We start from the raw sequence: 4,337 nt of genomic DNA, 5'->3' as shown, positions 1-4,337 counted from the left end.
CAAATTAAATACCCCCCAGCGAACCACAAAAAAACGAACAGTCAATTCCAAACAAAACCCATGCAAAACTTAAGTCTGTAAATCTCAACATCCCATCCAAAGAGCCAAGAGCGCTATTATAAAAAAACTTTAAATTAAGATCAGCGATGTTACTCACGTTCAGAAGTTACCCTTGTTTTTTAATATAATTTTGATTTTCGGATCAATTGATGATAAAAAACCTTTCTTTTGTGTTTTTTTATCTTGAACATTCTACTGGACGAGGCGTTAAGAACAATTGATTTTTAAATATTAGTTTGAACATTAATTTGACCATCAATTGAGTTAAAATAAGATAAAAACGATAGTGGGTTTAGGCATTTATTCGTGCACTTCTATGACGGTATTGTTCTAAAATATTTCACTCCAAACAAAAAGTAAAAGGCAACAGGAATTGCTCTAAAGTAGGGCTACACCTTTTTCATACGCTCCTTTAAAGGCTTTTTAATTTAATAGGATACCATAATGACCGACGATTTTCTTGAAAAACAAAAAGAGTTTGCTCTTTCCATTCCTAAACATTTTATCCATAATTCAGGGCATGGAGCAATCACTTACAGTAGAATTACTTTTAAAAAGTATTTTCCAGGAACGGGTGATTTAGTGGAGGCCTTTTCTGGGTCAATTAATCAATTTGTATTAAACTCAGATATTAATTACACTTATTATGGTTCTGCTACTATTAGCTCATTACTATGGGGCTTCATTAATCAATTAGGCTATAAGCAAGCTACCGATACTCCTTTTATCTTTTTAGCTGTGACCAATCGAGTGAACATGACCCTAAACGATGGCACTGTTTTTAACGTGCCTATTTTCTATCTAGGAGGTACAGGCACAGGCACAGATCCAACGACAATAACTATGACGGGCGGGACGGCCGAAGTAAAAGATCAAATCATTATCGATACCGACCATCCCCCTACCATTGAAATTGATCTGAGTGGATCGTCTACTTATATCATTGACAATGCCAATAAAATGACCAACGTGACGTTCAAGATTTCCGACGGTAGTGTTTTTAATTTTCTAGGCGATTCCCCGACCGATACGTCCATTGTGCTGACGAATACAGATGGCACAACCACGAGCACTTACTAAGTCACAACGGGTGAGGTGACCTATATCAACGGCAGTGGTGGCACAACCTATTACGAAGAAAACCTTAGCAATTCTACCATTACCCTTGACAATGGTACCCTACAGACTGGTTCAACCGGAATCATCTTTTTGGACTATCACAATACCTTAAACCTTTCGGGCTCTTCTACAATTAACGGCAATATTGTGGTGGGTTGGGATCGAAATACGATCACTCTCGGTGCCAATTTTGTAATTGGTAGTGGTTCAAATCTTTTCTATTCGGGGACTTTGGATCTCAGTCAATATGGGTTTACTGGAGGGGGGACAGTAGCTGTTTTTGGTCAGTATACTACGGATGGTACAACCTTTCAGACTTCTGCCGTTACCATAGGGAATGGGGTAACCATTGGGGGCAATCTTTATGTTGGCGAGGATCCTTCCTATACCAACGGATTGGGTGGGCTTGCCACCACTGGGGATACGAGTGCACAAACAAACCCTAACGCGTTGTATGGTGGCACGTTAACTCTGGAAGGTACCACTAGCGGTAAGACGCAAATTACCTTAGATGGGGTAATTCATATTGGAGGAGGGTCAAAAAAGGGAGTTACAGGTTATGGGACTCTGGAATTGGGTGGAAACATTCAGTTTACGACGCAGAACGACCTGTCAAATGGAATAACGTTTGACGATTATGCAAAATTTGATAGCGGTACTTACACCATTTCTTTGGACGGAGTCTTTGAGGTTAACGGTCAGCAAAGCACTATAATATTATCAAGTAACGGAAATTCTCTGGGCCAGTTAAAGGTTGAAAACGGTAAATTCACAAGTACGGATACAAATTTAACAGGTTACCACTATAGACGTATCGGGCGGCACGGTAAAGCTTACGGAGCTTATGGTCAGTCAATTAACTGGCTCTCAAATAGATTATGGAATTTCTGTTAGTGGGGGCAGCCTTGAAATTGATAGTTTTATGAATAGTGCCACTTCGAATTGGACGTTAACGGTAAGTGAACAAGGCAGTGCCACCATTACAGGAAATACAAGTCAAAGTGGTAGTGCTATCACCATTAACGAAATCGATATTAACAGCTCAGGAAACAACACATTTACGAACTTAATCACGTCTACGTTATATTTAGAGGCAAAAAATAGTGGAACGACCACATTGGTCAGTGGAACCTATACCACGATTACTGTGGATGGTGGTGAGCTTGATGTTACGGGAAATGTAACGGTTAACTCCTTAAACTATAGCTTAGGATTTTTAGAGGTTAATAGTGGAGGGAATCTTACTTATACTGGCACTAACATGCAGATTCCGACAAGCGATTCAACGAATCAATGTTTTACGTTGAATGGCGGAACCTTCACGCTTACCCCTTCCTCCACTGGTAGTGTGGAGATGACTGGTAGTTTATTGGTTACAAGCGAAGGAGGGACGCTTACTCTTAACAATACAGATCTAACCATTGATAATAGTTTGGCTTTAACTAATGGAAATTTAACGATTTCCGGAACGGGAAAAGTTACCATTAACGACTTGGTCGCTTCTACTGGGAAAGAAACTATTACGTTAACTAATGGGGTCAACCTCGACATAGCAAACATTGATCCCCAGCATCTTACGTCTTCTCCTATTTTTCAGCTTCAACAGGGTAGCGTATTAACATTTGATCAATCTTTTACAGGCGGTAAAGGTTTTAACGTAGATTTTGAATCCAAAGGTGGCTGTGCTATCCTTAGATTTGGCAAAAAAGTTACGGCAAGTACCTTCAATGCGGATGAATTTGACATTGAAGGGTTTGATAAGCAAGACAAATTGGATTTCCAAGGGATCGATTTTACGAAATGTACAGACTTTTCAGCCACGTATAGTGGCGGTAAACTTACTATAACCTATAAGGATTCAGATAATAACCTCCAGACAATCGTCTTTAATAGCTTTGATAAGCAAGACAGTCCCTTTACCGATGACACGCAATTAATAGTTAAGTCCGATGACAATGGCGGCACTATGATACTAGGCTGTTTTTTACCGGGCAGCCAGATTTTAACCGCGTTGGGGTATCGCGCGGTGGAAGATTTGAAGGTTGGCGATGCGATTCACACCTTTGCCAACGGCTCCTCCACCCTAGAGCCCATTGAATGGATTGGTAAAACCCGTTGTCACGTTCGCCCCAACCTCCCTGCTGATTTTGCTGGGGTGCCGGTTCGAGTGATGAAAGACGCGATTGCCCCCAACGTTCCGTTCGAAGATTTAACCCTTACGTCCGAACATTGCCTGTGCTTGGACAATCAATTTATTCCGGTACGGATGCTGGTAAATGGAGCCTCCATTGTCTATGACCATTCGTTGACTTCGTATGACTATTATCATATTGAAACCAAGACCCACACCATCATCAGCGCCAACGGTCTTTTAACCGAAACCTATCTGGATACCGGCAATCGCAAGGTTTTTAAAGAAAGCTCGGGCGCTCAGCTTCCCGATATTTACCCTGTAAAAACCTGGGACGACGCGGCCGCCCCCCTAACCACGCAACCCGAGATTGTGGAACCGATTTTTAATGCCCTCAAACAGCGTGCCCATCAACTGGGCTTTGAAAGCCACTACGTAGCGCCCCTGTTAGTTGAGGATCCTGATCTGCGGGTCATCACGGATAAGGGGGTAACGCTTTTCCCCAGCACCATTGCCGGGAATACGTATACGTTTACCCTTCCTTCCAACGTTGGCCATATTCGCATTCAGTCCCGAAGCAGCCGCCCCTGTGATACGATCGGTCCTTTCTTTGACGATCGTCGTTCTTTGGGCGTGCTTATCGGATCCATTACCGTCACAAAGAATGGTCAATCCCACGCCATACGTCATCATCTGGAAGAACCTGCTTTGTTGGGTTGGCATGGAATAGAAAACGATACGTGTCGCTGGACCGATGGTAATGCCACGCTGTCTTTACAAGGGGTTACGTCTGGCCATGAAGGAAGCCTGAGCGTTGAAGTACTCTCGAAGGGTCCTTACCTCCTCACAAACTCAGAAAGGTTACAAAAGACCAGCTAACGCTAACGTAACTTGATTTCATAAAAAACGCGCTAAGGCAGGTAACTTAGCGCGTTTTGCTTAAAATCCGTAAAGTCATTTATGCGTGCGTTTGAACGGATGATTGGTGGAGCATCGTATAACATTAATGATCCTAAGCGAATAGAAA

General features: G+C 42.3%; 3 protein-coding genes. All 3 read left to right on the top strand.

Annotated elements, in window-relative coordinates; translation table 11 throughout:
* Window positions 1-504 precede the first annotated feature (504 nt).
* The 3 genes from AABE15_RS07645 to AABE15_RS07635 are packed head-to-tail and all read left to right on the top strand — an operon-like array spanning window position 505 to window position 4,189.
* Entirely contained in the window at window positions 505-1,140 is a 636-nt protein-coding gene (locus AABE15_RS07645; RefSeq protein ID WP_338330700.1) for a hypothetical protein, read from the top strand.
* A gap of 15 nt (window positions 1,141-1,155) precedes the next feature.
* Window positions 1,156-2,073: a hypothetical protein gene (locus AABE15_RS07640; RefSeq protein ID WP_338330699.1), complete on the top strand. Its 918-nt coding sequence runs from the start codon at window positions 1,156-1,158 to the stop codon at window positions 2,071-2,073.
* A complete protein-coding gene (locus AABE15_RS07635) occupies window positions 2,024-4,189 on the top strand; it encodes a Hint domain-containing protein (protein ID WP_338330698.1) in 2,166 nt (721 codons plus the stop codon). Before AABE15_RS07640 ends, AABE15_RS07635 begins: the two co-directional genes overlap by 50 nt.
* The last annotated feature ends 148 nt before the right edge of the window (window positions 4,190-4,337 follow it).

It is taken from the genome of Commensalibacter sp. Nvir, assembly GCF_963921845.1.
In the GTDB taxonomy this organism is placed as follows: domain Bacteria; phylum Pseudomonadota; class Alphaproteobacteria; order Acetobacterales; family Acetobacteraceae; genus Commensalibacter.
This window is presented reverse-complemented; position numbering and strand designations above follow the sequence as displayed.

Excerpts from the sequence above, each read along its gene's own strand:
- AABE15_RS07645 (WP_338330700.1), top strand. The coding sequence starts at position 505 with ATGACCGACGATTTTCTTGAAAAACAAAAAGAGTTTGCTCTTTCCATT.
- AABE15_RS07635 (WP_338330698.1), top strand. The coding sequence starts at position 2,024 with ATGGTCAGTCAATTAACTGGCTCTCAAATAGATTATGGAATTTCTGTT.